The 22,679-nt window shown below is 66.8% G+C and carries 27 protein-coding genes and 1 tRNA gene; 7 read left to right on the plus strand and 21 right to left on the minus strand.

The genetic code is table 11. From position 1 onward, the window contains the following. Position 1 precedes the first annotated feature (1 nt). Positions 2 to 736, minus strand: a complete 735-nt coding sequence (locus tag MU582_16200; GenBank protein UPK73962.1) for a hypothetical protein — start codon at positions 734 to 736, stop codon at positions 2 to 4. A gap of 87 nt (positions 737 to 823) precedes the next feature. On the opposite strand from MU582_16200, the gene MU582_16205 reads away from it, so the two are divergent. Further along, complete coding sequence (locus MU582_16205) at positions 824 to 1,258, plus strand: CBS domain-containing protein (protein ID UPK73963.1); 435 nt, start codon at positions 824 to 826, stop codon at positions 1,256 to 1,258. Here MU582_16205 and MU582_16210 read toward each other — a convergent pair whose 3' ends face one another. From MU582_16210 to MU582_16225, 4 genes are all read right to left on the minus strand, one after another. After that, a complete protein-coding gene (locus MU582_16210) occupies positions 1,259 to 1,474 on the minus strand; it encodes a hypothetical protein (GenBank protein ID UPK73964.1) in 216 nt (71 codons plus the stop codon). It lies immediately after the preceding gene. 414 nt (positions 1,475 to 1,888) lie between these two features. Then, positions 1,889 to 2,662: an SGNH/GDSL hydrolase family protein gene (locus tag MU582_16215; GenBank protein ID UPK73965.1), complete on the minus strand. Its 774-nt coding sequence runs from the start codon at positions 2,660 to 2,662 to the stop codon at positions 1,889 to 1,891. Further along, positions 2,659 to 3,213, minus strand: coding sequence for a DinB family protein (locus MU582_16220; GenBank protein UPK73966.1), 555 nt, complete (start codon positions 3,211 to 3,213; stop codon positions 2,659 to 2,661). The genes MU582_16215 and MU582_16220 overlap by 4 nt, the downstream gene beginning before the upstream one ends. 10 nt (positions 3,214 to 3,223) lie before the next feature. Further along, complete coding sequence (locus MU582_16225) at positions 3,224 to 4,033, minus strand: MBL fold metallo-hydrolase (GenBank protein UPK73967.1); 810 nt, start codon at positions 4,031 to 4,033, stop codon at positions 3,224 to 3,226. A 70-nt stretch (positions 4,034 to 4,103) separates the two neighbouring features. On the opposite strand from MU582_16225, the gene MU582_16230 reads away from it, so the two are divergent. Then, positions 4,104 to 5,066, plus strand: a complete 963-nt coding sequence (locus tag MU582_16230; protein UPK73968.1) for a helix-turn-helix domain-containing protein — start codon at positions 4,104 to 4,106, stop codon at positions 5,064 to 5,066. Positions 5,067 to 5,081: 15 nt separating this feature from the next. On the opposite strand, the gene MU582_16235 is transcribed toward MU582_16230, so the two are convergent. The 11 genes from MU582_16235 to MU582_16285 all read right to left on the minus strand — a co-directional run bounded on the left by MU582_16235 (position 5,082) and on the right by MU582_16285 (position 14,392). After that, positions 5,082 to 5,465, minus strand: coding sequence for an SHOCT domain-containing protein (locus MU582_16235; GenBank protein ID UPK73969.1), 384 nt, complete (start codon positions 5,463 to 5,465; stop codon positions 5,082 to 5,084). A gap of 75 nt (positions 5,466 to 5,540) precedes the next feature. Beyond that, entirely contained in the window at positions 5,541 to 6,527 is a 987-nt protein-coding gene (locus tag MU582_16240; GenBank protein ID UPK73970.1) for a hypothetical protein, read from the minus strand. Between the two features lie 63 nt (positions 6,528 to 6,590). Continuing rightward, a complete protein-coding gene (locus MU582_16245) occupies positions 6,591 to 7,349 on the minus strand; it encodes an enoyl-CoA hydratase-related protein (GenBank protein UPK73971.1) in 759 nt (252 codons plus the stop codon). Between the two features lie 11 nt (positions 7,350 to 7,360). Then, complete coding sequence (locus tag MU582_16250; GenBank protein ID UPK73972.1) at positions 7,361 to 7,720, minus strand: YciI family protein; 360 nt, start codon at positions 7,718 to 7,720, stop codon at positions 7,361 to 7,363. An 83-nt stretch (positions 7,721 to 7,803) separates the two neighbouring features. After that, complete coding sequence (locus MU582_16255; protein ID UPK73973.1) at positions 7,804 to 8,637, minus strand: alpha/beta hydrolase; 834 nt, start codon at positions 8,635 to 8,637, stop codon at positions 7,804 to 7,806. Positions 8,638 to 8,806: 169 nt separating this feature from the next. Further along, positions 8,807 to 8,883, minus strand: a tRNA-Met gene (locus MU582_16260). Positions 8,884 to 9,008: 125 nt separating this feature from the next. Then, positions 9,009 to 12,026, minus strand: a complete 3,018-nt coding sequence (locus MU582_16265) for a UPF0182 family protein (GenBank protein ID UPK73974.1) — start codon at positions 12,024 to 12,026, stop codon at positions 9,009 to 9,011. 69 nt (positions 12,027 to 12,095) lie between these two features. After that, a complete protein-coding gene (locus MU582_16270; protein UPK73975.1) occupies positions 12,096 to 12,620 on the minus strand; it encodes a PPA1309 family protein in 525 nt (174 codons plus the stop codon). Continuing rightward, positions 12,611 to 13,654, minus strand: coding sequence for a PDZ domain-containing protein (locus MU582_16275; protein ID UPK73976.1), 1,044 nt, complete (start codon positions 13,652 to 13,654; stop codon positions 12,611 to 12,613). The genes MU582_16270 and MU582_16275 overlap by 10 nt, the downstream gene beginning before the upstream one ends. A 13-nt stretch (positions 13,655 to 13,667) precedes the next feature. Further along, entirely contained in the window at positions 13,668 to 13,913 is a 246-nt protein-coding gene (locus MU582_16280; protein ID UPK73977.1) for a hypothetical protein, read from the minus strand. 47 nt (positions 13,914 to 13,960) lie between these two features. Then, positions 13,961 to 14,392 (minus strand): molybdenum cofactor biosynthesis protein MoaE, encoded by a 432-nt coding sequence (locus MU582_16285; protein UPK73978.1) that lies wholly within the window; start codon positions 14,390 to 14,392, stop codon positions 13,961 to 13,963. A 31-nt stretch (positions 14,393 to 14,423) separates the two neighbouring features. On the opposite strand from MU582_16285, the gene MU582_16290 reads away from it, so the two are divergent. Together MU582_16290 and MU582_16295 are read left to right on the plus strand one after the other, a co-directional pair. Continuing rightward, positions 14,424 to 15,794: a zinc-dependent metalloprotease gene (locus MU582_16290; GenBank protein UPK73979.1), complete on the plus strand. Its 1,371-nt coding sequence runs from the start codon at positions 14,424 to 14,426 to the stop codon at positions 15,792 to 15,794. Further along, entirely contained in the window at positions 15,791 to 16,327 is a 537-nt protein-coding gene (locus MU582_16295) for an NUDIX hydrolase (protein UPK73980.1), read from the plus strand. The genes MU582_16290 and MU582_16295 overlap by 4 nt, the downstream gene beginning before the upstream one ends. 524 nt (positions 16,328 to 16,851) lie before the next feature. Here MU582_16295 and MU582_16300 read toward each other — a convergent pair. Further along, a complete protein-coding gene (locus MU582_16300; GenBank protein ID UPK73981.1) occupies positions 16,852 to 17,391 on the minus strand; it encodes a M48 family metallopeptidase in 540 nt (179 codons plus the stop codon). A 393-nt stretch (positions 17,392 to 17,784) separates the two neighbouring features. On the opposite strand from MU582_16300, the gene MU582_16305 reads away from it, so the two are divergent. The 3 genes from MU582_16305 to MU582_16315 all read left to right on the plus strand — a co-directional run bounded on the left by MU582_16305 (position 17,785) and on the right by MU582_16315 (position 21,481). Next, complete coding sequence (locus MU582_16305; GenBank protein UPK73982.1) at positions 17,785 to 18,678, plus strand: TOMM precursor leader peptide-binding protein; 894 nt, start codon at positions 17,785 to 17,787, stop codon at positions 18,676 to 18,678. A 47-nt stretch (positions 18,679 to 18,725) separates the two neighbouring features. Further along, complete coding sequence (locus MU582_16310) at positions 18,726 to 20,078, plus strand: AarF/ABC1/UbiB kinase family protein (protein UPK73983.1); 1,353 nt, start codon at positions 18,726 to 18,728, stop codon at positions 20,076 to 20,078. Between the two features lie 65 nt (positions 20,079 to 20,143). Beyond that, positions 20,144 to 21,481, plus strand: coding sequence for a hypothetical protein (locus tag MU582_16315; GenBank protein UPK73984.1), 1,338 nt, complete (start codon positions 20,144 to 20,146; stop codon positions 21,479 to 21,481). A 15-nt stretch (positions 21,482 to 21,496) separates the two neighbouring features. Here MU582_16315 and MU582_16320 read toward each other — a convergent pair whose 3' ends face one another. The 4 genes from MU582_16320 to MU582_16335 all read right to left on the minus strand — a co-directional run bounded on the left by MU582_16320 (position 21,497) and on the right by MU582_16335 (position 22,670). Further along, positions 21,497 to 21,661, minus strand: a complete 165-nt coding sequence (locus MU582_16320) for a hypothetical protein (GenBank protein ID UPK73985.1) — start codon at positions 21,659 to 21,661, stop codon at positions 21,497 to 21,499. Between the two features lie 173 nt (positions 21,662 to 21,834). Further along, positions 21,835 to 21,999: a hypothetical protein gene (locus tag MU582_16325; GenBank protein UPK73986.1), complete on the minus strand. Its 165-nt coding sequence runs from the start codon at positions 21,997 to 21,999 to the stop codon at positions 21,835 to 21,837. A gap of 82 nt (positions 22,000 to 22,081) precedes the next feature. Continuing rightward, positions 22,082 to 22,378, minus strand: coding sequence for a WhiB family transcriptional regulator (locus MU582_16330; protein ID UPK73987.1), 297 nt, complete (start codon positions 22,376 to 22,378; stop codon positions 22,082 to 22,084). Positions 22,379 to 22,499: 121 nt separating this feature from the next. After that, entirely contained in the window at positions 22,500 to 22,670 is a 171-nt protein-coding gene (locus MU582_16335; protein UPK73988.1) for a hypothetical protein, read from the minus strand. Positions 22,671 to 22,679 lie beyond the last annotated feature (9 nt).

The raw sequence follows: 22,679 nt of genomic DNA on the forward strand, positions 1-22,679 counted from the left end.
GTCAGGCCGGCCGACGCCGCTCGCGCCACCAGCGGAGCAGCACCGGCGCCAGCAGTATCGCGGCGAGGTCGAACCACCCGTAGCCACCCGCCGCGCCGGACGGCGGGTTGCCGATGGCGACGATGCCCGTCGGGTCATACGGCTGCCACTCCCACGTGCCGAGCGCCGTACCCACGATCTCGAGGTACGAGACGACCACGAACGCCCCGACGTACAGCGGCCGCGACGGCCCCCACAGGAGGAACGCGACAAGGCACGCGTACCAGAAGGCGCCGAGTGCGTCGACCCGTTCGGGGCCGATAAGCCCCCACAGTGCCCACGCGCCTCCGGCCGCGATCACCACGGCCATGCAGAGCCGAAGGTGTGCGCGCAGCCAGGCGGAGCGACCGATCGCGAGCGCGGCGAGATAGACCAGCCCGTGCCCCGGCGGTACGTACGCCGGCACGTTGTCGAAGCGATAGACGTACACCTCGAGCAGCGGGGAGAAGGTGTACTCGATCACCGATGCGAAGCAGACGACGATCGCCGTCTGCACCCGTACCAGCGACGACTCACGCATCAGCGCGCCTACGAGTAGGCCCCACGTCAACACGCCGAGCAGGCGCTGAGTCCACAGCGAGCCGTCCGAGTCGAGCACCAGGACGACGGTGATCCAACCCATCACGATCGGCGCGAGCACAGGACCGACCTGGCGCTCGGCGGCGGTGCGGATCGTGGTGGCGGTCTGAGTCGTCACGCGCCCATCTTGACCCATGACCGCATTGGTGGCCGAATCCGAGCGGTCGAAGGTACGCTCACCCCACCAGCCGATTTGGAGGCCACCATGCGAGTGAGCGATGTGATTGCGTCCAAGGGCAGCGACGCAGTACTGACGATTTCTCCCGAGGCATCGATATCGGATCTGCTCGACCGGCTGGCCGAGCACAACATCGGCGCGCTCGTGGTCAGCAGCGACGGCACCACGATCGCCGGCATCGTCTCCGAGCGCGATATCGTCCGCAAGCTACGCGGCGTCGACGATCCGAGCTCGTTGACCGTCGGGTCGATCATGACCAGCGAGGTCATCACCTGCGCACCGGACGATGCGGTGACAGACCTGATGAGACTGATGACCGAGCACAGGTTCCGGCACGTACCGGTGCTGGACGACGACGATCAGCTCGCCGGAGTCGTCAGCATCGGCGACGCGGTGAAGTTCCGGATGGCGCAGCTCGAGTTCGAGCGCGACCAGCTCAATCAGTACGTTGCGGGGGGCTGATCAGTCCCAGCCGCGGACATCCCAACCTCGGACGTCCCAACCTTTGACGTCCCAGCCGGTCTTCGCATCCCAGCCTTTGACGTCCCAGCCTGTCCTGGCTTCTGACGTCGGCTCGGAATCCCAACCGTTCGCAGCCTGAGCAGAGGGCGTCCCGAGCGCCACAAAAGAGACGATGATCGCCGCTGCTCCGAGACCACGGCCAAGGGTCTTCTTCATGCTTCTCACCACACAGATCCCTGTTGAGTCCCCCGAACGACGCACTCGCGCCGAAGCCAGTCTCTCAGGGCAGACGGCCCATTAGCAAGAGACTTCGACTCACTGCGTTCCGTGACCGTCACGCAATGTGATCGACTCGTAAAGGTGGGCGCATGAACGAGGATGGCCCGCACCAGATTGTCCGCTTCCTCGAGGCCGAGGGGGTCGGCGACCTCGAAGAACCGCTGTAGCGGCCACGGTGGTCGTTTACCAAGCAAACATGGTGAAACTCTGCTTTGCATTGCAGGTACGCCGAGCAAAGTGGGAGGTTGCCGAGCCCGCCGGTACGCACGGGGCCGCCGTGACAGAAGGTTCCCGCCTCGTGGCTGGCTGTTGCCGCCAAGATACGGATGCCACCGACTGAAATCCCAGGGACTACGGCCGCACGAAAGGCGTGAGCTCGGGGCGTTTGGCCGTACGGCCGTCTCCCGTTGACTGCCCGCGCAACCGGCGTCCGACCCACGGCGCGACGTACTCCCACCACCAAGCGGCCTGGGACTGCAGAGTTCGCCGCGGGCTGCCGCCGTCCGGTGGCGCCAGAGCATCGACGCCAGTCGTGCACCCGAAGATCGCGGCAGCCGCGTGCGCGAGTCTTTCGTGTCCGAGAGGTGACAGGTGGAGCCTGTCCTCCGCCCACGCGCGTGAGTCCTCGAAGACCGTGCCGGTGGTATCGGTGACCTGCTCGATCCCATGGTGCCGGGCGAGGTCGCGGTAGATCGTGTTGAGCCGAAGCCGACGCGTGTTGAGCAGGCGGCCCGCCGGCGAGATTCCTCTGATGTCGGGAATCGGCACGACGACCAGCCGTGCGCCGCGGGCTGTGAACGGTGCGACGATCTCGACCAGCGTTGCGGCCAACGCGTCGAGATCGAGGCGGGGGCGCAGGATGTCGTTCATACCCGCGGTCAGCGTGACCAGCTGCGGCTCCATCGCGAGGGCCTCGCTGACCTGCGTGTCGCGTACCTCTGCAGCCTTGTATCCGCGCACGGCGAGGTTGGCGTACTCGATCGGTCGGTCGGGCCTGTGCGCCTCGACGAGCAGCTCGGCGAGGCGATCCGTCCAGCCGCGCAGGGTACCGTCCGGCCAGGGCTCGTCTCCGACACCCTCGGACAGGCTGTCACCGATCGCGACGTAACGCAGGGGCTCGCTCACTGCCCCCTGCGCCCGTCGATCGCCTCGCGCAGTAGATCGGCATGACCACAATGCCGGGCGTACTCCTCGACCATGTGCAGCAGGATGTCGCGTACCGGCGTCGGAGCGCCGTCGACGTCGACCTCGCGCGGCATATCGTCGTCGCCGGCGGAGTCGAGCCATTTGTCGGCCGCGGCAACCTGCTCGCGCCATGTCGCCCAGGCGGCTTCGACCACAGCCGGATCGGCCACCGCACCGGTGAACGCCAGATCGCTGTTCTCCGGCGGGTTGTAGAGCTTCGCGTCGGCTTGATGCCCACCCAGGATGCGATGGAACCAGCTGTGCTCGACCCGAGCGAGGTGTCGCACCAAACCCAACAGAGACATCGTCGACGGCGGAACCGAGCGTCGAGCGAGCTGCTCCGCGTCGAGGCCGTCGCATTTCATCTCGAACGTACGACGGTAGTTGCGGAGGTAGAGCACAAGGTTCTCGGTCTCGCTGGCGGGCGAGTCCTCGACTCTCGGGTCGTGCTCGGGATCCACCCACATATCCGGGAACTTGCGCTCTGTCATGGCGGCGAGCCTAGTGCGAAACCACTTCGTGTCGGCGACCAGGATCGGGTACGAGGAGCCGGTCCCCTAGTCCCGCGTCGGCGAACGCGGCGCGGAGGTCAGCCGGACTCTCAGTGAAATGCGCCCAGCCCTCGGTGTGTACGCCGACCACCGTCGAAGCGCCGAGCCGTCGTGCCGCCTTCGCCGCCGCCTCGGAGCTGAGAGTCAGGTCGGCGCCGTCGAGCAGCGGTGTGCTGACCTTCCCGGCGAATATCACCGCCACGTCGACCGGAGCAAACCTGTCGGCGATCTCGTCGACGAGTTCCAGTGCCGCGTTGTCGCCCGATACGTACACGGTCGGCAGACCCGCCGCCTCGAGCACGAATCCAGTCACCGTTCCCGTCATGGTCTCGCAGCCCGGCGGCCCATGGCGTGCGGGCACGCCGGTCACCTTGACCGCCCGTCCGTCGGAACCGGCCACCTCGGCAGTACGCCAGGTCACGAGGCCGTGCACCTTGTGCGGCAGCACGTCGTTCGACGCGGTGAGCCGCGCCGCGGCCTCGGGCGTCGTGAGTACGAGGGGCACGTGCCCAAGCAGCGCGCGGCCAGCGTCGTCGAGGTTGTCGGCATGCTCGTCGTGCGACAGCAGCACCGCATCGAGGTGTCCGAGACGATCGGTGCTGACCGCCGGCGGCGTCAGCTTCACCAGAGTCGATGCGCCTTCGCGACGGTACTCGCCCGGTTCGTCGAAGGTCGGGTCGGTCAGCAACCGCACTCCCTCGAGGTCGATCAGCAGTGTTGGTCCACCGACGTGGATCACGGACAGGTCGTTTCGAGTCATGGATCCAGGGTGGTCGGTCGCATTGCTTCGTACCAGTGACCCGTAGAGCGATGATCGCTAAGATCGGCTCATGTCGGATTCGGTTGCCGTGCTCGCCTTCCCCGGCATCAGCCCGTTCCACCTTGCCGTACCCAGCCTCGTACTCGGCAAGGAGGCGAACCGCGGGCAGACCCACCGCTACGACGTCACGGTCTGTGCTGAGCAGCCTGGCCCGGTGCCGACCGACGCGGGCTTCGACCTCCAGGTGAGCTCCGGTCTCGCGGCCGTCGACGCCGCCGACATGGTCGTCGTACCGAGTTGGAACCCCGTCGACCAGCCTTCAGCGAAGCTGCTCGACCGATTGAGGCAGGCTCATGGGCGCGGGGCACGCTTGGTCGGCTTGTGTCTCGGGGCCTTTCCGATCGCGGCGGCGGGCGTTCTCGACGGGCGCGAGGTGGTGACGCATTGGGCGTACACCGGCCGGCTCGCACAGGCGTACCCACAGGTGCGCGTACGCCCCGACGTGCTGTGGTCCGATCACGGCGATGTCGTCACTTCCGCAGGAGTCGCGGCCGCGCTCGACTGTTGCCTGCACCTCGTACGCCGAGACTTCGGCTCCGAGGTCGCCGCCGGCCTCGCCCGCAACCTGGTGCTCGCCCCGCACCGCAGCGGAAATCAGGCGCAGTTCATCAGCGCTCCGGTGCCCGCAGACGACGCGGTCGACCCGATCGAGCGCGCGATGGTGTGGGCGCGTCACCGGCTCCAACGGCCGTTGGATCTCGACACGTGGAGCGCTCACGCGGCAATGTCGCGGAGCACGTTCACCCGCAGGTTCCGTGCGCGTGCGGGTATGAGCCCGGGAGCGTGGCTGTTACAGCAGCGCCTCGACCGAGCCCGCCAACTACTGGAAACCACCGACCTGAGCGTCGAGCAGGTGGCGGTCGAGAGCGGCTTCGCAACTGCCGTCTCGCTACGCCACCACTTCGGACGCGTACTCGGCACGTCGCCGCGGCTTTACCGCACGGAGTTCCGCGACCCCGCACTCACCGGCTGACCGGCGTACGAAAGCTCAGCTCAGCGCCTTCGACTTGAGCGCATTGAACTCCTGGTCGTCGATGACCCCCGCGTCGAGCAGATCTTTCGCCCGTTTGATCTCGTCGGCGGGCGAGCCTGCGCCGGCGGAGACAGAACGGATGTACGCGTCGGTGTCGTGCTTCGCGGCGCCCGCTGCGGCGAGGTTGCGCGCCGTCATGTCGCGACCGCGGAAGATGAGGTACGCCAGCGCGGTCAGCAATGGCAGGACGATGAGGAAGAAGACCCAGACCGCCTTGATCCAACCGTTTGTGGTGTGGTCGCGGAACAGATCGGTGATGATCTGGAAGAGCACCACCAAGTACGCCATGAGCAGGAAGAAGGAGATGATGAACCAGAAGAAGTCCCAGAAACTGTCCATATTGGTGAAGTTAGACGCACTTCTGGTATGGGGCCTCACCTGTGGCGGGTGATATCCGCACCGGCGAGGGACCGGTCACCACTTCTTCTTGAACGTGATCCTGCGCAGACTCTTCTTGAACGTCGGCGCCGTGATGATTCGCTTGCCACTGCTCGTGCCACGCGACAGCGCGGCGTACGCGACCCCGGTGTTTCGGTTCAGCATCTTCTTGAACCACGGTCCGCCGCTCGCACCCTCGCGAGTCGCACACGGCATGACCGTCATCCACTTACGCTTCGCATCGCGGCGGGCAGAGCCGACGCATTGGTAGGGGAACTTGCCGTCGTACCGGCCCGCGGCCGGATATCCGATGAACCGAACCCGCTTGTCGCGTGGTTTGGCGCCGTACGCGAGACGGTTGCCGCCGACACGGTCGACGATCTGTTTGCCCTTGAAATGTTGGAGCCTGACGACTCCGATGTCGTGCGTCCACTTGCCCTTGTTGTACCACTTGTCGTACGTGAGGAGGCGTTTCGCGTCCCATCCGCCGTACGGCGAGCCCTTCTTGCCGTAGTACTTCGGATAGAACTCGACGACGTCCTTCCAGTCCTTCGTCTTCGGGTCGACGAGGCAGTGGCCGGCAGTGACGACGAAGCTCCGCTTCTTCGGGAACGCGCGGTCGCGTACCGCGAAGGCCGAGCATTCGCCGAACGCTCCATCGTTGTAGGTGTAGAGCTTGCCGACGCTGCGCGGCATCTTCTTACGCGGAACCCTGTTCTGCCACGGCTTGCGTTCGCCGAGCGTTGCGGCGACGTCGGCGAGCGCAGCGTCGCTCGGCGACCAAGCGGGCTCCGGCATCGAGCGATCCGCCTCGGCCAGCTGTCGCAGATCGCGCAATCCCTTGGGCGGTTTGGCTAATGGCTTCGAGACCACTGCCTGCGCGCGAACGTGCGTCGGTCGTACGTCACGAGGTTGCTCGTTGTCGGCGCTGCTCGTCGGCTGACCGAGAGTGAGGCTCGCTGCCACAGCGGTAGCCGTCAACATGGCAAGGCGTACGCGCGTCGAACGGTTGGGCAGATGCATGAACAGTGTCCCCTCCGAGGCATCGCTCCCGACGCCGCTCCGCGCCTGAGTATACGTACGGAGTCAGGACGCGCCGAACGACTCGATCAGCGCCGCCGTGTCGTCCGTGGCGGCCATTGCAGCAATCGTCTCGGCCTCGCGGTCGAGATGCGCGTCGAGCCCGGCAGCGTCGGCGGACCGGATCAACCAGCGGGCATGGCCGAATGCATGGGACGGACCGGTTGCCAACCTGGCAGCGGTCTCGCCTGCGCGGTTCTCGAGCACGTCATCGACGACCGCCTCGGTTGCGACTCCGAGGTGTACGGCCTTCTCGGCCGTCAACCGCGGGGAGTTGAGCATCAGATCGACTGCGCGACCGGTGCCGATTGCCCGCGGAAGCAGCCACGACTGGCCGCAGTCCGGCGTGAGACCGACCGCGGTGTACGCCGTCACGAAGGTGGCTCGCTCGGCCGCTATCACCAGATCCGACAGCAGTACGAGCGAGAGGCCCGCACCAGCAGCCGCGCCCTGCACCGCGGCGACGATCGGCTTCTTCAGCGCAACGATGGCCCGAATGGCTTCATGCGCCGCGTGCGCCAGCTCGGCGACGTACGCGCCCGGGTCGGGTGCAGCGCGCATCGCGGCCAGATCGCCGCCTGCACAGAACATCCGGCCTTCAGCACGCAGCAGCATCACCCGCGCATCGTCGTCAGCTGCGACCTTCTGCACGACGTCGAGGAGTCGATGAGCAACGTCGAGGTCGAGGGCGTTGCCGTTGTCGGGACGGTTCAGGGTGACTCGGGCGACACCCTCGTGGACGTCGAGGCGGACAGAGTCGGACATGCTTCTCCCTGCTAGAGGTCATCGGGCCCGGGCACCCAGGTCCACAGCGGCCGGATCTCGACGCTACCCGTACGCGCGTACGGGTGCCCGGCGGCCACCGCGACCGCCTCGTCGAGATCCGCGACGTCGATGATCACCACGCCGCCGACGAAGTCCTTGGTCTCCACGAACGGCCCGTCCGACACCAGGGTCTCGTCGGCTCGTACACGCACGGTGGACGCAGTCTCGGTCGGGCGCAGCCGCACACCGACGAGGAAGGCGTCGCGCCTGCGCAGGTCGTCGGCCCATGCCTGGTGCACTGGGTCGGCCGCGAGGTCTTCGGTGCTCGGCGGGTCGGTCTCGTCATCACAGATCAACAGTGCGTACTTCATCGGGGTCCGTCCCTTTTCGTTGTGGTTCGGCTTCTAGCCCACCGACGATCCGAACCCGTACAGATCGACACCGACGACGGTACTCATCTCTGGTCGATCTGACGCACGACCGCATCGGCCACCTTCGCGCCGAACATGACCGGATCGTTGTGATCCGCGTTGAGCACAACCGTCTCAGCGAGGTTCGGCGCCGCCGTGGCAACCTCGGCGCTGAGGCGCGACGGCACGATGGAGTCGCGCCTGCCGTAGATCACCGTGACCGGCACATCGGTCGCTTCGATGTGATCGAGTACGGGGAACCGGTCGCGCAGGAGCCATCGGACCGGCAGCCACGGATAGTGCTGCGCGCCGACGTCGGCCAGCTCGGTGAACGGCGAACGGAGTACGACGCCTGCCGGCGGATGCCGCTGCTGCAGTGCGGCAACGACTCCTGTGCCCAACGACTCGCCGAGGTAGATCGTCCGGGCCGGCGGGTAGCCGAGATTCCCGAGCGCGTCGACGGCCGCGTCGGCGTCGCGGGCGAGCCCATCCTCGGACGGACTACCGGGATTGCCGCCATAGCCCCGGTAGTCCATCAGCAACACCGCGAGCCCGCGGTCACGCAGCACACGAGCCAACTCGACCCGCCCGAGACGGTTGCCCCCGTTGCCTGGCGCGACCAGGACGGCGTGCTTGCGGTCCCGTACGCCCGGCGGCACCGGGACGAACCATGCGTCGAGCTCGAGCCCGTCGCTCGTGTGCAGCGTGACGTCACGCGCACCGTCGATCACCTCATCGGCCGGCGGCGGCGCGTACGCGTCCGGGAAGTAGATCAGCTGACGCTGCAGGGCGGTCAACAAGGCGAGCGCTCCTCCCAGGAGAACCAGCGCGCCGAGCCCGCCGCGTACCGACCAGCGGAGAGCGGGAGCGGCGGCCATACTCCATCGTGGCTTGCCAGCACGGCCTCGGCAACGCCCGAGCGCAGCGCCCTTCTACGCCCCGCCGAGGTACGTCTTCCCGCCAATAAGCGCCGCCCTATCGGCCGGACGCCGTACCTCGGCGGGAAACGAAAAATCGAGGCCAGACATTGTCTGACCTCGATCTCCTTGGTAGCGGGGGCAGGATTTGAACCTGCGACCTCTGGGTTATGAGCCCAGCGAGCTACCGAACTGCTCCACCCCGCGTCGCGTTCGCAACTATAGAGGGCTGCGCGAGCGGGAATCAAATCGGGTCCCGCTCACGAGGAGTTCGGCGCGTAGTCGTTGATGTTGTCGCTCAACACCAACGACTGCGCGCCGAACTCTGGGAGTCAGTTACCGCCGTCGGCGTCGCCCGAATCGCCTTCGGAACCACCGGTGTCGCCGTCCGAGCCGCCCGACTCGTTCGTGCCTTCATCGGGCGAATCCCCGCCCATCAAGGACTGTGCTTCCTCGAGAAGTCTTGCTGCCTCGTCGTTCTTCTTCTGGTACGTGCCCAACTCGCCGTCGCTGAGCGCGGCTTGCGCGTCCTCAAGAGCCGTTACTGCCTGGCTGACCAGATCACGCGCAGTGGCCTCTGCACCCGTCGACGGCTCGTTGTCCTCACCACCGTCGTCGGAGCCATCGGAGCCACCGGTGTCGGTGTTCGACCCGATGCCGAGTGCATCGCGCAGTGCCTCGTCCAGATCGCGGCCGGAGCCGACTTCCTCGCCGAACGACGTGACGACCATCTGCAGCACCGGATACGAGCCGGAGGTGCCGGTGTTCTGGGTATAGATCGGCTGTACGTACAACAACGCCTCGCCGATCGGCAGCGACAGCAGGTTGCCGTACTTCACCTCGACGTTCTCGTTGTTGGTGAAGCTCAGCAGTTTCTGCCGAACGCTGTCGTCGTTCGCGAACGTGTTGTCCATCTGGTTCGGACCCGGGATCTGCCGCTCGCTCGACAGCTGCAGAATCTGGAACGACCCGTAGTCGTCGCTCGTCGCCTCGGAGTTGACCGACATGAACGCGCCGAGGTTGTCCCGGTTGTTCGGGACATACACGCTCGTCAGCGAGAAGTTCGGGCTGTTCTCCGCCGGCCGTGCCATCGACAGGTAGTACGGCGGCTGCTTCTCACCGGTGTCCGACGTCGGGTCCTGCGGTACGACCCAACGCTCGTCGTCCTGGTAGAACGTGTCGGAGTCGGTCACGTGGTAGCGCTCCAGCACATCGCGCTGCAGCTTGTACAGGTCGACCGGATAGCGCAGATGCGCCATCAGATCCTCGGAGATCTCCGACTTCGGCTTGACGACATCGGGGAACGTCTCCATCCACGCATCCAGCAGCGGATCCTCGGTGTCCCATTGGTACATGTCGACCGTGCCGTCGTACGCATCGACGACCGCCTTGACCGAGTTGCGAACGTAGTTGACCTGATCGGTCGGCAAGGCCTCCTGCGCTCCGGTGTTGGTGAGCGTGTCGGAGGTGGCCTCCTCCATCGAGCGCTTCTCCGACAACGGGTAGTCGTCGCTGGCCGTGTAACCGTCGACGATCCACACGACCCGGCCGTCGACGACCGCAGGGTACGGGTCGCCGTCGACCTGCAGCCACGGTGCGACCTTCTCGACCCGGTGCCGCGGATCGCGGTCGTACAGGATCTTCGACTCGGAGTTGACCCGGCTCGACAGCAGGATGTTCGGCTCGCCGAACTTCGCGGCGTACAGGAGCTGCCGGAAGGTGCTGCCGATCCCGACACCACCCTCGCCGTCGTAGGTGTTCTGGGTGGACGCCTCGGTGTCATCACCGCCGCTGCTGCCACCGGTCGGGATGTCGATCTCGACCGGGTTGGCACCCTCGGGAGCACCCACGATCGAGTACTGAGGGCCGCCGCCACCCTCGGCGAACGCCTCTCCGTAATAGATGCGCGGCTCCTTCTTGAAGTCGAAGTCGCCGACCGGCGGGATGTCCTTCTCCACCCACACCGGCTCGCCCTCGGAGTTGACCTGGTTGCCGCGTGCGGCGATGACGCCGTAGCCGTGGGTGTAGACGGTGTGGTCACCGGTCCAGGTGCGCTGGCTGTCCTGCAGACCACTCAGGTCGAGCTCGCGGGCCGCGATCACGAGATCCTGCGGCTGATCGTCCTCGTCGATCGTGTAGCGGTCGATGTCGAGCGTGTCGGGCACGGTGTAGTAGCCGCGCACCTGCTGCAACTGCTCGAAGGCCGGCGCCACGAGCGTCGGGTCGAGCAGTCGCGTCGAGACGCGCGTCTCCGACGACTCGCGCAGCTCCGACGGGGCAATGCTCGACCTGGCGTCGTAGTCGTCGACCTTCACATCAGAGATGTCGTACGCATCGCGGGTCGCGGTGATGTTCTTCTCGATGTACGGCGACTCTTTGTCCTGCTCCGACGGCTTCACCTGGAAGGACTGCATGATCGCCGGCCAGATGCCGCCGATCAGGATCGACGACAGCAGCAACAGCCCGACACCGATGCCCGGGAGCATCCACGAGCCGCGTACGGCGTTGACGAAGAACAGGATCGCGCAGATGAGCGCGATGACGATCAGGATGTTCTTGCTCGGGATCCGCGCATGCGCGTCGGTGTACGAGATGCCCGTGTGCAAGGAGCCGTCTGCGGTCGCGAAACCGTACCGGTCGAGCCAGTACGCGAACGCCTTCAGCAGCATGAAGACGCCGATCATGATCGACAGATGGATGCGCGCGGCGGTCGACACCTTGCTCACGCGCGCCTGGAAGGAGATCGCGCCGTACAGGTAGTACACGAGCGCCGTGAGTATCAGCGCAACGATCAGCAGCGCGAAACCGTACGAGGCGAGGAAGCGGAACCACGGGTAGTCGAAGACGAAGAAGCCGATGTCCTTGCCGAAGTACTCGTCCTCGGTTCCGAACGAGCCGCCGTTGCGCCACAGCAGGTACGTCTCCCACTTGCCGACCGCGACGGCGCCGGAGAATCCGACGAGCGCGATGCCGAGCACGATGAACAACGGCTTGCGCACGGGGTCGATGCCGTCGCGATAACGCGCGACCGGATCGCTGATCCGCGACTGGGCGCCGAGCGGAGGTCGGCAACGGTACGCGAGGTAGACACTGCCGAGCACGACTCCGGCGAAGACGACGCCGAACACGATGAACAGCAGTACGCGCGTGCCGAGCAAAGTCGAGTAGACCGAGGAGTAGTCGAGCGCCTGGAACCACAGCCGGTCGGTCCAGATGCCGGTGAAGATGGACGCGAGGAAGATCAGCGCGGCGAGAGTGATGATCGTCGGGATCAACACCCGCCGCCCGCGGCCACTGGACGTGGGCGGCTCCTCGTCGCGCTTCGACCCAGCTGCGAAACCGTCGCTCACGTCTCTCCTTGTATCGAGCGCTCAAACTGAGCCCGGTCACAAACCGTGGGTCTGCGACCGGGGATGGTACTAGTCTGCCAGGGTCTCCGAGAGCAGCCTCGTCAGTGCCGGTACGAGGTCGGGTCCCTCGAGCAGATCGTCGGGGTTGGTGCGCATCCGAACCGCACAATGGACCTCGCCGGAACGGTTCACCGCGGCCACGATGCGTACGTCCTGACGGTCGGGATGCTTCGCCGCGTACGACTCGAGTTCGCTCGGCTCGTCGGGCAGACCCTCCTCGGCGTCGGGCGGCAGCATCAGGCGTTCGACGACTGCCGCGCAGCCGAAGACCTGCGGCGGCCACATGATGCGCGCGAGGGTCTCCTCGAACGACCGGTCGGCGGGTATGTCGTCCTGGGCTACCGGCGTGAGCGATTCGGGGTCGGCGGACTCATCGAGCCCGAGGCTGCGCGCCATCTCCGGCTCAGCCCGGACGAGATCGCCGGTCGGCACCAATGCGTACAACGTGGGCGGTTGGTCCCAACCCGCTTCTGCGGCATGCTCCTCGACCTCGAGCGCTGCCTGTCGAAGCGCAGAGTCCTCTCCTACTCGCACAGCGGAACCTCCGCACCGGGATCGTTGGCAAGGGCTTCCAGGGACTTGACCGCCTGGTCGAACGTCTTGGCTTCGACGAGCGTCAACCCGTGGTCATCGCCGTCGGCAGCCTCGGCGCAGTTGCCGGTCGGCGTCAGGAAGATCGACGCGTCTGCCGCAGCGGCACCCGCGATCTTCTGCTGGATGCCGCCGATCGGGCCGACCGTGCCGTCGTCGGCGATCGTCCCGGTGCCGGCGACGACCTTGTCGCCGGTGAGCGACCCGCGAGTCAGCTCGTCGTACATGGCGAGCGCGAACATCATTCCGGCGCTCGGCCCGCCGACGTCCTCGCCGACGTTGTTGGTCACCGTGACGGGAAAGTCGTACCCGATGCCGATGCCGATCCGCGACATCGAAGCGTCTTCTGGATGCTTCTCCGTCGTCAGGGTGACCGTGCGCTCGTCGGGGCCGCGTTCGATGTCGAGCTCCACATCGGTGCCCGGCTTCAGCGTGGCGATCGAGTTGATGACGTCGTCGGGCGAGTGGACCTTCTCACCGTCGACCGCCAGGATCGTGTCGCCGACCTCGAGCTTGCCTGCGGCCGGGCCCTTCGGATCGACCGGCTTCTCCACCGCCACCCGTACGTCGTAGCCGGCGGCCCGAAGCGCCACCGCCTCGGAGATCGTCTTCGAGCTCGACATCTGCAGGCTGGTCTCCTGCTCCGCCTCCTCGGCAGTCTGCCCCTCGGGGTAGATCACGTCACGAGGAACGACGGCGTCGTCGTCGCTGAACCACGCCGATACCGCTTGACCGAGCGACAGCTTGGATCCGGCGCTGGTGACCGAAACCGTCGTGAACCGAAGCTCGCCATCGGTGTCGTACGTACGAACTCCGTCGCCGAACTGGATCACCGGCTTGTCCTCGAACTTGCCGAGCGTGTCGAAGGTCGGACCCGGTTTCATCGTCACGTACGGGACGGGGATGAGCGCCGCCACGCAGACCAGCACAAGCGTCGCCGCAGCGGCAGCGAACAGCGTGAGGTTACGGCGGGACACGGAACCTACTCTTTCACCGCAGGCTGCGCGTACGGCTGGAGGGGCGTACGGCGACTCCGCTCGGACGCTCACGATGTTGGGTCGCAACGAGCAGAGGTTTGCGCGGACGTCTGCTCATGGCGCGCGAGAACCGCTCCTGAGCACGCTCGTCACTCGCCCGCAGGGTGCGCGCCGACGGGCGGCGGCCGCGCCAACCTGCCCACAGCATCGCAACGGCGGTCACCGCCAGGGGCGCGGCCAGCCAGAGCAGAATCTCCACCCCGACAGCCTAGGCAGGCCGGTACGTACGCGGTGCCAGGCACGCCGTCATGGGGTGCCGACCCACTCGTCGCTGCCGTCGGCGAACACCTGGTGCTTCCAGATCGGCACACCGGACTTCAGATCGTCGATGAGCGCGTGGCAAGCATCCATCGCCTGGCCGCGGTGCGCCGCGGACACCGCGACGACGACTGCGATGTCACCGATGCCGAGCGACCCGACTCGGTGCACTGCGCTCAGCGCGACGACGTCGTAGCGCGCGACGATCGCCTCGGCGACCTCCCGCATCCGGGCATTCACCGTAGGGTGGGCGGAGTACTCCAGGCGATCGACGCCTCGACCGCCGTCGTGATCGCGCACAGTGCCGACGAACAGCCCGACTCCGCCGGCATACGCATCGACCACACTGGCGTACACCTCGTCGACACGCAGAGGCTCGTCGCGTACGTCGAGCAGTCGGATCACCTCGGCGGAGCTCATAGCCCATCACCCTACGAGTAGGTTTGTAGACATGGCCACGAACCCACCAGACGACAGCCAGGACAACACTCCGGACAAGGGTCCGGACGACTCTGGCCCGGGCAGCCAGCAGAACCCCTTCGCCGGTACCCCCATGGAGCAGATGTTCCAGGCGTTCTCCGGTGGGCAGATGCCCGATATGAACGTCATCATGTCCCAGATGCAGCGGATGTTCGCGCCGCATGAGGGCAGTGTGAACTGGGAGCTCGCCACCGAGATCGCTCGGCACACCGTCGCCCAGTCACCCGACCCGTCGGTGACGACCGCCGATACGGGTGCCGTCTCCGACGCGGTACGCCTGGCCGAGCTGTGGCTCGACGGCGCGACGAGCATCCCGGCGGGCGCGACCACTTCGGCTGCGTGGAGCCGCGCGGAGTGGATCGAGGCGACGTCGCCGACGTGGCGCACGCTGGTCGAGCCGATCGCCGAGCATGTCGTCACCGCGATGAGCGACGCGGTGCCCGAAGAGGCCAAGCAGATGGCGGGCCCGCTGATGGGATTCCTCGGCCAGGCCGGCGGCGCGATGTTCGGCCAGCAGATCGGCCGGGCTCTCGGCGAGCTCGCCGCCGAGGTCGTCTCGACGACCGACGTCGGGCTCCCGCTCGGTCCCGACGGAGTCGCCGCGATCCTGCCCCGTAACGTCAAGGAGTTCGGCGAGGGCCTCGGCGTGACACCGACCGACGTGACGCTCTACCTGGTACTCCGCGAGTGTGCGCACCATCGGCTCTTCGCCCACGCGCCGTGGCTCCGCGCACGCCTCGTCGGTGCGATCGAGGAGTTCGGTCGCGGTACGCGCATCGACATGTCCCGGATCGAGGAGTCGATGCGCGACATCGACCCGACCAACCCGAACGCCCTCAACGAGGCATTGTCCGGTGGCCTGTTCGAGCCGACTCGTACGCCCGAGCAACAGAGCGCCCTGGAGCGGCTCGAACTGCTGCTGGCGCTCGTCGAAGGATGGGTCGACGAGGTGGTGAGCCAGGCGACCGACGAGCGGATGCCCGCCGCGAAGAGCCTGCGTGAGGCTGTACGCCGCCGCCGGGCCGCGGGTGGTCCCGCAGAGGAGACGTTCGCGTCGCTGGTCGGTCTCGAGCTCAGGCCACGTCGTCTACGCGATGCCGCTCATCTGTGGGCCGCATTGCGCGACCGACAGGGCGCGGAGGCCCGCGACGCCGTGTGGGCGCACCCGGATCTGCTCCCGTCTGCGGCCGACCTCGACGATCCGCTCGGGTTCGCAACCGACGACGACACCCGCATCGACGACGAGGACTTCGACGCGGCACTCGCCGATCTGCTCGACTCGGCCGGAGAGTCCTCGTCCGACGACGAGTCGGGCGAGGGAGACGAGTCCGCCGGTTCATGACGCTGCACGCCGACGCGGTCGACGTACTCACCAGGTGGCGTGCACCCGATGACGCGCAGGACGCGCTACGCCGCACGTACCTCCGCCATCTCGGCCACCATCGCGATGCGATGCAGCGCTCCTGCCGGCCGGATCACCTCACGGCAAGTGTCCTGGTGATGTCCGCGGACCGATCGCAGGTGCTGCTCACGCTGCACCGCAAGCTCGGGCGATGGCTGCAGACCGGCGGCCACTGCGAGGACGTCGACGCCGATCTGGTCGCGGCGGCAACCCGCGAGGGTGTCGAGGAGTCAGGCATCGACGGTCTTCGTACCGACCCCGATCCGGTGCTCCTGTCTCGCCACGAGGTGCCGTGCGGCCCCGTACGCCCGGCACACCACCTGGACGTGCAGTTCGTCGCGTACGCGCCACCTGGTGCGCGCGAGCGGATCAGCGACGAGTCCGCCGCCCTCACGTGGTTTCCGATCGGCGCGCTGCCCGACAGCGCCGATGCGAGCGTACGCGCGCTGGTCGAGCACGCGGCGCGGCGCTGAGGCAGCCGGGCTTATCGGTACGACTGCCCGCCTGCCCGGTTCGGTTTCGCTGTCGGCGTTACGCTTCCTGCGGTGCGGCTACCCGTCTGCCCGATTCCTCGTCGCTGTCGGCTGTCCGTACTGCGTGGGTTCGGAAAAGACGCGGCGACGCGGGAGCCGCAGCTACCAGGTTGGGTTCGCCGCCGGCTTTCCCGTTGCGGTTGGGCTTTTGCGGGGTCGGTCGGTGGCGCTTTACCAAGTAGACATGGTGAAACTCCACTTTGCAGGGCAGGTACGCCGTGCAGAGTGACACGTTGCAGTGCCCGTTGGTATGCCAGCGACTACCGGTACGGACGTGACACCGAAACAAATCTTTACCCCGATCTCATATCAAGGTGAGGGAGAGCCGCCGAGGATCCTGAGCCGAAGTGGCGGCTCCGCGCGTCGCCGCGTCTTTTGCCCAGACGGAAGGCGAGGTGAAGCCGACGGCGACGAGGAATCAGGCAATCGGGTAGTCGCACGCCGAAGAAACCTGCCCAAAGCACCTACTCATCCACCCAGTCGAGCCCGGCCGCAAGCGAGACACCGTCGAGGAAGCCGCGGGCGCGCTCGGTGCGCGGGTAGCGGTTCACCAGCTCCCAGAACTCGTCGTCGTGCCCTGGCACCCGCAGATGTGCCAGCTCATGCATGAGCACGTAGTCGATGACCCACAGCGGCATGCCCTGGAGGCGGCTGGACAACCTGATGGACCGGTCCTCGATCGTGCAGGAGCCCCAGCGCGCCGTCTGGTTATCGACCCACCGGACCGACTCGGCCTCGCAGGTGCCGTCGAGGTGCCGCACGTTCAGCGCGTCTGCGCGCCGCTGCAGATCAGCATCGGTGGGCTTGCGTCGTTCCGACTGGCGCTCCAGCCGCTCGAGCATCGTCTCGACCCAACGGCGCTCCTCGGCTCGCGACAGCCGGTCGGGCATCAGGATCACGATCGTGTCGCCGTCACGGTACGCAGCAACCGACCGACGGCGGCGCCGACTGCGCCGGATGTCGATCTTGGGCGACGATTCATCGTCTGGTGTCGCGTGCGTCACACTCTCACGATAGAGGTCTGAGCAATCCCGAGGCACAACACGCCGAAACCGTGTCGCATCCACAGTCGTTCGCGCCGACACCGCAGGTCAGACCCGGGTACCGGCCGTGGATCCACATCGAAATCCCCAGCTGTCCACAGGGTGCGCGGGCGCGTCCCACAGGACATCCCCAGCTCTATCCACAGGCGTGGATGACGCTTCCCGACCTCCAGTTGACGCCGGTATGTCCCTCGGCATACCGTGCATGCACACGAGGCCTCCGATTCGGCCGAGCGTCCGCAAGGGGAAGGCGGGCCGCTCGTCACCGGTCGGGGGCCTCGCGGTTTTCCACAGAGCGAATGGCCGATTGTGGAAATCGGCAGCAGGTACCTCCGCAACCGCCATGCTGACTGCATGCGCCCTGTACTCCGCCCCGGATTCGACGTCTACCGTCGCGACCGCAATCACCTGCAGTTCGGTACGTCGACCGATGACTGCCTCGTCGTCGAGGACCGACCCGGCCTGGTCGGCCTGCTGCGGCTGCTCGACGGTTACCGCGACCTGACGACGGTCGCCCTGCTCGCGTCCGACGGCGTACCCGCGTTGACCGACCCGCCAGCCGGCCTGATCGCAGCGCTACAGGACGCCGGCATCGTCGTTGACGCCGAACCTTGGGACAACGACGAGCCCGGTCTCGACGCCGAAGCACGTTCCCTCGCACTTGCCGGCGTAGCAGCGCCGGAGATGCGCGATCGGCTCGTACGCCGCGCACAGTCCTGCGTCGAGTTGCGCGTGGATCCCGCCACGACTGCGCTCGCCGACTCTGCGACGGCCTGTGTGCGCGACCTCGGCGTCGACGTCGCTTACGCACCCGGCCAGCTCGCGACCGTCGCGCTGGTCATCTCCGCAGGCCCCGCGGATCGCGCGACCTATGCCGCCTTCAGGCACGAGCGCGTACCGCACCTGGTCGCGGCGGTCGATGGTGCCCGCGTGCAGATCGGGCCGTTCGTCCAACCCGCCACGAGCCCGTGCGTCGAGTGCTCGGATCGCCAGCGAGCCGAGTGGGATCCGTGCTGGTCAGCGGTCGTGGCCCAGCTCGGCACTCCACTCGCGCGCCCTGCCGACCCCTATGCGCTCAGTGCAACGACGCGACAGCTCGCGAGCGCACTCATCGCACACGAGATCGCCGCGTTCTGCGACGAGGTCGAGCCCCGTACGGCGTCTCGCACCATCACCCTCGGCCCCGACCTACACGACTGGGAAGAGACCGAGGTTGCGTTCCATCCGCAGTGTCCGTGCAGGCGATGATCCGGACCCGCGCAGGGGACGTTGGGCGCCCCCGACACAATGGGGTCATGACGCCGAGCGACCGTTCCGAGGACCCGCCCCACCGTTCGGTACCGCGCAGCACCGCCGCGCGTACGGCACGACTCGCCCGACTCCCGCTGGGACTCGCAAGTCGGGCGACCGTCGGGTTAGGGCGGCGGCTCTCCGGCACGCCGGCCAGCTCGGTGATGACCGATCTGCAGCAGCGCACCGCCGAGCAGATCTTCGAGGTGCTCGGCGACCTCAAGGGCGGTGCGATGAAGTTCGGGCAGACCTTGAGCATCTTCGAGGCCGCCATGCCCGAGGAGCTGTCCGGGCCGTACCGCGAGACCCTCGCGAAGCTGCAGGACTCCGCTCCCCCGATGCCGGCCGCCACAGTTCACCGCGTGCTCGCCGATGCGTTCGGGCCCGACTGGCGTACCCGTTTGGTCGAGCTCGACGACGATCCGGCCGCTGCGGCTTCGATCGGCCAGGTCCACCGCGGCAAATGGCACGACGGCACCGACGTCGCGGTGAAGGTGCAGTACCCCGGCGCGGGCCCGGCTTTGGAGAGCGACCTCCGCCAGATCGGCCGACTCAGCCGACTGTTCGGCGTCATCACGCCCGGGCTCGACGTGAAACCGCTCGTGCAGGAGCTCAAGGACCGCGTGGTCGAGGAGCTCGACTACGACCTCGAGGCGCAGGCACAGCAGGCGTTCGCCGAGGCGTTCGCGGGTGACGAGGCGGTCAAGGTTCCGCGGGTCGTCGACCACGCCACGACCGTGCTGGTGAGCGAGTGGATGGACAGCAAGTCATCGCTAGCGCGGTTGATCGCCGACGGAAGCAAAGCGGATCGTGATCACTACGGCGCGGCGTACGTACGCTTCCTGTTCGCCGGCCCCGGGCGCACCGGCATGCTGCATGCCGACCCGCATCCGGGCAACTTCCGCGTACTCGATGACGGCCGTCTCGGGGTCGTGGACTACGGAGCCGTGGCCCGACTCCCCGAGGGCGGCCTTCCGGCGGTCGTCGGCCGGCTGCTACGCCACGCCGTCGACGACGACTGGGATGCCGTACGCGACGGTTTGGTCGCCGAGGGATTCATCCGGCCGGAGACCAAGCTCGACACCGACACGATGCGTGCGTACCTCGCGCCGTTCGTCGAGCCCGCACAGACGCCGACATTCACCTTCAGCCGAGATTGGCTGCGAGCACAGGCCAACCGGGTGAGCAGCCCTCAGGCGCAAGGCCTCGGCACCGCGCTGAAGATCAACATCCCGCCGTCGTACCTGCTCATCCACCGGGTCTGGGCAGGCGGGATCGGCGTACTGAGCCAGCTCGGCGCGACCGCGCCGTTTCGAGAGATCCTCGAACAAAGCCTGCCCGGTTTCGACGATTGCTGAATTTGCATTACCGGTACTCGCCCCGGTGGGTCAAGCCGTGGGATTCTGGGTACAGTGTCTGATCGTTGACGACGGGAACCTCCGATCCCGAGCCGCTACCCGGCGGTGCACACACCAGGGAGGGGACGACGAGCGTGGAGCCTCCGAAGGGCGTCCCTCACCGGGTCTACATCCATGTGGGCGCGCCGAAGACCGGCACGACGTTCATCGAGCAGGTGCTCTACCACCACCGGCAAGAGCTCGCCGATCACGGCGTGCTGTATCCGGCGGACTACTACGACGAGCACTATCTGGCCGCGGTGGACCTGCAGGACCTCGCGTTCAACATGGAGCACCGACCCGAGGCGAAGGGCCATTGGGAGAAGGTCGCCTTCCGCGCCCGCGGGTGGCCCGGCATCAGCATCATCTCGCACGATGTGTTCGCCGGTGCAACGGCCGAACACGCCAGGCGGGCGATCGAGTCACTCGCACCCGCCGAGGTGCACATCGTCTACACGGCCCGAGACCTTGCCCGTCAGCTGCCGTCTCATTGGCAAGAAGACGTCAAACACGGCGAGATGGCGAGCTTCAACTCCTGGCTCGACGCGTGCCTTCGGCGCGACGACAGCCGATGGAACCTCCGATGGTTCTGGGGTGTCGAGGACGTCCCGGACGTCCTCACCCGCTGGGCGTCGACGCTGCCGCCGTCGCAGGTTCACGTCGTCACGGTTCCGCCGGTCGGTGCCGAACGCCACGTACTCTGGGACCGATTCGCCGAGGTGGTCGGACTATCCGACGCCAAGCTCGATCTCGACGTCGTCGCGCATCCGAACAGCGGCCTGGGTGCCGTCGAGGTCGCCCTCATCCGGCACCTCAACCAGCAACGCGACGAGTCGCTGAGCCAACGCGAGTACGAGCACATCGTCAAGGGCGCGTTCGCGCACGAGATGCTGTCCGGGCGACCCAATAAGCGTCGCCTGCTCCTGCCCGCGGACCGACTGCCGATCGTGCAGGCGCTCGCCGCCGAATGGGTCGAGGCGCTGGAGAAGGCCGAGTACGACATCGTCGGGCCGATCGAGGACCTTCTCCCGCGCGAGGAGGATGTCGGGCCCGACACCATCGACCAGGTCGATGACGACGAGTTGCTCGAGGCATCGCTGATCTCCGTACGCGAGCTACTCGTCCGGATTCGCGACGAACGACGTGCGGCCGGCGATCTGCTGGAGCACAACGCCGATCTCGAGCGCAAGATCGAGGAGCTGTCCTGGCGGGTGTCCGTCGCCGAATGGGCGGTCGAGGAGCATCGCAACCTGCCGCACTGGGAGCGCGTCAAGCGCACCGTCGTCGAGATCGGTCGCACGAACTCCTCGGTTGGTCGAGCACTCGACGTCTACCGAAAGACGCGCCGGCGACCATCCGGATAGCGGTCGACAACGCTGTCACCACCACTCGCTGTCGAGCCGGCCCTCGATGCTGCGTGCGTTGGCCCGCGTGCACTGGTCGCAGTAGATGCGCGTACGCCCGTTCTCGACGGCGAACGACCAGGTGAGCGGCAGTACGTCGCCGTCGGCCTGCCGGCCGCAGAAGTCGCAGTAATGGGCCATTCCAGGAGTGTAGGAACCCAACGGCTCACCTGCACCCCGGATCGGCGGTAGGGCACTAACTGTGGAAAACGTTCGGCCCCGGTCCGCTGTCGCGGACCGGGGCCGAACTCGTCAGATAACTCTTGTGGTCAGATCAACTCGAACCGATGCAAAGCCCCCCGATGGTGGGAAACTCAGATCGCCCGAGCGAGATGAAGACGCGCCCGGTAGGCCGCCTTCTCCGCACGACGAGCGAGACGCTTCGCGCGCAGCAACTGGTGCGCACGGCGTTCGTTGCGCGCCTGCTCGAGGCGCTCGCGATACTGCGCGCGCGCCAGATCTTCATGCATAGTATGCATTTCGATGCTCCTGTTGTGAATGTCAGTGGTGTTCATCGTTGGTATGGGCTTTCTCGTTGGAGTTCATTGCTCGACGCGTTCGTCACGCGGCTACCTCGGTTTTGCGCGGCCGGCCACGTGGACGTTTGCGCGGGATGACCTTTCCCTGTAGGAACAGCTCGCCACCCCATACCCCCCATGGCTCGGATCGATCGAGAGCGCCGGCCAGGCATTCCTGGCGGACTGGGCAGTCGAGGCACAAGGCCTTGGCCACCTCCACGTCATGCGGGGTCTCCGCAAAGAACAGCTCCGGGTCATTGCTTCGGCAAGGAATAGAACGAGCGAGGTCGTCGTCTTCGCTGCCGAGCAGCGCGATCGGATCGAGGACTGTGGTTGTCATGTCACCTCCTTCTCGAGAGTTGTCTGACGGTGGGCGATTTTTACGCCCTCGGAAAACACGAAGGCCGCGGATCCCGGTGTGGGTTCCGCGGCCTGGAGTCGCCGATCTGATCTGAGTTGATCTAGACAGGTGGACTCCAGGTGGTCCCCACGAAATCGCCATCGACACGCACTGCGGCCGGAGCGATCGGGTTGGCGTCACGCACGAGGGCGCGCAGACCGAGGGCGTCACTGGACATGGCCGTGCCGGCGGACGTTGCGCACTGCGTGGTCTTAAAGATCTTGATGTCCATGAGACTGCT

The organism is Nocardioidaceae bacterium SCSIO 66511 (assembly GCA_023100825.1).
Taxonomy (GTDB): domain Bacteria; phylum Actinomycetota; class Actinomycetes; order Propionibacteriales; family Nocardioidaceae; genus Solicola.